Annotated in this window: 5 protein-coding genes; 2 read left to right on the forward strand and 3 right to left on the reverse strand. The window is 33.2% G+C overall.

Features of this window, described 5'->3' with window-relative positions:
• Window positions 1-454: 454 nt before the first annotated feature.
• From EG849_RS10875 to EG849_RS10885, 3 genes are all read right to left on the reverse strand, one after another.
• Window positions 455-1315, reverse strand: coding sequence for a pentapeptide repeat-containing protein (locus EG849_RS10875; RefSeq protein ID WP_125013115.1), 861 nt, complete (start codon window positions 1313-1315; stop codon window positions 455-457).
• Window positions 1316-1554: 239 nt separating this feature from the next.
• Window positions 1555-2010 (reverse strand): 2-dehydro-3-deoxyphosphooctonate aldolase, encoded by a 456-nt coding sequence (locus tag EG849_RS10880; RefSeq protein ID WP_125013116.1) that lies wholly within the window; start codon window positions 2008-2010, stop codon window positions 1555-1557.
• A 4-nt stretch (window positions 2011-2014) separates the two neighbouring features.
• Window positions 2015-2482, reverse strand: a complete 468-nt coding sequence (locus EG849_RS10885; protein WP_125013117.1) for a DUF4199 domain-containing protein — start codon at window positions 2480-2482, stop codon at window positions 2015-2017.
• Between the two features lie 123 nt (window positions 2483-2605).
• Between EG849_RS10885 and EG849_RS10890 the strand changes: the two genes are divergently transcribed.
• Both EG849_RS10890 and EG849_RS10895 read left to right on the forward strand, forming a co-directional pair.
• Window positions 2606-3166 (forward strand): YeeE/YedE family protein, encoded by a 561-nt coding sequence (locus EG849_RS10890; protein WP_125013118.1) that lies wholly within the window; start codon window positions 2606-2608, stop codon window positions 3164-3166.
• Between the two features lie 3 nt (window positions 3167-3169).
• Window positions 3170-3583: a DUF6691 family protein gene (locus EG849_RS10895; RefSeq protein ID WP_125013119.1), complete on the forward strand. Its 414-nt coding sequence runs from the start codon at window positions 3170-3172 to the stop codon at window positions 3581-3583.
• The last annotated feature ends 43 nt before the right edge of the window (window positions 3584-3626 follow it).

Genomic DNA, 3626 nt, shown 5'->3' on the forward strand with positions numbered 1-3626 from the left:
CGTCGGATTTTCTGTTTTTTTGGGTTTGTATCTCTCCTCCCATTTATCTGCAGAAGTTTCATATTCATTAACAATTAAATCGTAATCGTTTTGAGTCAAAGCTTCCCAAGAACACTTCAAGAAAAAATTTCCGGGTAGTTCTTTAATTCCATCTCTATTGATTGGTTTGTTAATATTTTCTTTTAAATCTTCTGGCTGAATATAATCGAAACGATATTTTAATCTTGCTCCAGAAAAATTACATTCAAAACATTGACTACCAAAAGTAGTTTCAGAAAATCCAGAACTTAAAAAATTAATCTTACTGAAATGAGTGTTGTCTGAAAAATCTGAATCTACAAAGTTACATCCTCAGAAATCTACATTTAATAACTCAGCACGCATGAAATATGTACTCTCAAAATGACATAAAAGAAATTTAGAATTGTAAATATTAGACAATGAAAAGGTGCAGTCAAAAAAAACGAGTGTTTATAAAAAGTTGACTTGAGAGTTTTGCACCAAAAAAATCAGAATTTTTTATTTCCGTTTGATTAAATATTGTATCGTGAAATTCTGAATAATTAAATTTACTGTTAATAATGTTTGTAACCGTAAAATTTGCTCTGCCAAATTTTGCTTTTTCGAACGATACATCTACAATATTCCTAGGCAACAAAGAAAAGCCGAAATCCGCGTAATCAAAATTTGATTCATTTATATCTAGCGATAAAAAATTACAATGAGCTAAATTTGCCTTTAAACCTTTATAAATATGACTATTAGCTCCACGAAATAAGAAATCAATAATTGTTTGCGGAACTGTACTAGAGAAATTGTCATCGCGAGGAATATCCACCTTTAAGACTGATCGCAAATATGATGTTAGAATATTAAAAACAACCGCAGCATATTTTTCTTTTTCTTCGTTAGCGATTTGATGTAATTCTACCACGCCACCTAAAATAATTGGTTGCTTGTCATTTCCTAAGTGTTCTATCGCATTTTTAAATCGATCATTTACTTGACCTTTTCTCGACAATTCTAATTGTTCACTTTGTTTGTTTATGGCTTGTGCTTGTAATTCTATGCCTTTATCAGTTGCTTTAGCTCTTTTGTAGGCTAAATATAAACTATAAAACACCCCAATTCCACCAATTACAGTTAGTAATATTTTAAATAATTCAGCATTACGATTAGCTTCGTTAGGATAAAGATATTTTGCAAGGTTTTCAAACCCTATTTGAATCTCCCAATGTTGACTTATTAAGAATAAAAATAAAAGGATAAATACAGAAAAATATAATGGTTTTAGAATAATGCGTTTTATATTCATTGGCTTCAAAGATTAATTTTAGCAAGGTGTTCAACAAAATGGCACATAACTTATAAATATACGAAACAAACTTTCGCCAATCTACCCAAATATAGCGGTATATACGAAACTTTGATCCGAATTATTTTAACGAATATAACTAAAAATCTATTCCAAATCATTTATTTTTCTTACATTTTAAATGGGGCAAAAAAAACGAAACACTACTAAATGTCGAGCTCATTGCTACTTTAAAAGTATTATTTCTTCAATCCAAATCCCTTTGGCACAAATAAATACCCTTTACTGTAAATATTGAAATACAGTTTTAAAGGTTTTTTTAATCCCGGATAATTGATTTCATAAAGGTCTAAAAATCCTGCACCAGATTCGCCTCTTTTTGTTGGAAACGGGCAACAGCTTTCTACTTTTTTATAGGTAATTGTTTCGCCTTTTGGTCCGGTCAAAGCGTCTAAAAATCGTTTTGGGTTGCTGTCTTCGTCTTTTACATTTTTATAAAAAACATTAATCGGATAATCTTTGTTATAGCCGTATTTTTTGTCTTTGGCATATTCAGTGATTAAAAACCAGCCATCTTTGGTCAGCGTTGGTTCGGGCGCATTTTCATCCACATTTTTTAAGGTAGATTTCGCGCTGATGCAAGAAACCAGTGCCATTCCAGCAAATACAAGCAGTAACAATGATTTTATTTTCATGATTTTATTTCTTTTTAGTCTGAATGAAATACGAAACTACAGCTGCAATTACCATTCCAATGGATAACGTAAAAAAGACAGTTTGCATTATGTAGCTTTTCAAATTAAAATAACTCGCTGCAGCCACTTTGTCATTTGAAAGTGCAATCATATTTTCAAAAAATTCAGGTGCAATTACTTCGTGAATCGAGGCTTGCGACAACGGCATCAGCAATGCAATTATAATGGTCATGTAAAGTCCGGTGGCGGTTCCTTGTTTCCAATCCATATTTCCGTTGAAAAAACGGAATTTTTTCTCTTTTAAGGCAGCTATGTAAATTATGGAAGCAAGGACGTAAAAAAGTAGCGAAGAAAGCATGTAATAACTTATATTTTCTCCAAAAACGCCCAACACTTTCTCAAAAATAGCCCAAGCCAAATAACAAAAAGTATAACGGATTCCCCATTTAAATTCAATCGCAAATTTTTTCATTGTAGGTTTTTTTTATTCTGAAGCCAAAATTAAAGGTTTAATTTTAACTTAGAATCTATTTTGGAACGAAATTGTACGATAGAGTGGAAGTGAATTCTTATTTTTGCCGAAAATAATTTCATTATGTATAGTTTTTACGGCACTTGGCCTTGGTATATTTCAGGATTTTTGCTTGGAGCAGTTATGCTGACACTTGTTTATTTCGGAAAAACATTCGGAATGTCGTCGAATTTAAGAACGCTTTGCACGATTTCGGGCGCGGGGAAATTTTCGGATTTCTTTCGTTTCGATTGGAAATCACAGCGCTGGAATCTTGTTGTCGTATTAGGAGCGATGATTGGCGGTTTTATTGCCGTAAATTATTTGAGCGACGGTTCTGGCGTGCAGCTCAATCCACAGACGATTACGCAATTGCAAGAAATGAAAATTGATGCTCCGGTAAACGGAAACCTAATTCCTGAGAAGTTTACTTCGGCAGAAAGTATTTTTACCCCAAAGATTTTTGTATTTATGCTTTTGGGCGGATTATTGGTCGGTTTTGGAGCAAGATACGCCGGAGGCTGTACTTCGGGACACGCAATTAGTGGATTGAGTAATCTGCAATTGCCTTCTTTAATTGCCGTTATCGGATTTTTTATCGGAGGCTTGGTTGCTGCACACTTTCTTTTACCTCTAATTTTTTAAGCTATGAAATTTATAAAATATCTATTAGTCGGAATTGTTTTCGGAATCGTTTTGACAAAAGCAGAAGCCGTTTCGTGGTACAGAATTTATGAAATGTTCCAGTTCCAGTCGTTTCACATGTTTGGAATTATGATGACCGCCATGTTTGTAGGCGTTCTAGGAGTTCAAATTTATAAAAGAAAAAATATTAAAAATATTGAGGGAACACCGATTTCTATTCAAGACAAGGAAAAAGGATTTTTGAGCTATGCTATTGGAGGAATTCTTTTTGGACTTGGTTGGGGAATGATTGGAACGTGTCCCGGGCCTATTTTTATCTTGATTGGAGCTGGTTTTTACGGCATCGGAATTGTGCTGATCGGAGCTTTGATCGGTACTTTTTTATATGGAATTTTAAAAGAAAAATTGCCCTATTAAAGTTTGGCTAAAAGCTATAAAAAACAATCGCAGGAAAAACGAA

The organism is Flavobacterium macacae (genome assembly GCF_003865365.1).
In the GTDB taxonomy this organism is placed as follows: Bacteria; Bacteroidota; Bacteroidia; order Flavobacteriales; family Flavobacteriaceae; genus Flavobacterium; species Flavobacterium macacae.

What these genes read in the sequence shown, in the direction of transcription:
- EG849_RS10875 (WP_125013115.1), bottom strand. Translation starts at nt 1,315, where the DNA reads ATGAATATAAAACGCATTATTCTAAAACCATTATATTTTTCTGTATTT.
- EG849_RS10880 (WP_125013116.1), bottom strand. Translation starts at nt 2,010, where the DNA reads ATGAAAATAAAATCATTGTTACTGCTTGTATTTGCTGGAATGGCACTG.
- EG849_RS10885 (WP_125013117.1), bottom strand. Translation starts at nt 2,482, where the DNA reads ATGAAAAAATTTGCGATTGAATTTAAATGGGGAATCCGTTATACTTTT.
- EG849_RS10890 (WP_125013118.1), top strand. Translation starts at nt 2,606, where the DNA reads ATGTATAGTTTTTACGGCACTTGGCCTTGGTATATTTCAGGATTTTTG.
- EG849_RS10895 (WP_125013119.1), top strand. Translation starts at nt 3,170, where the DNA reads ATGAAATTTATAAAATATCTATTAGTCGGAATTGTTTTCGGAATCGTT.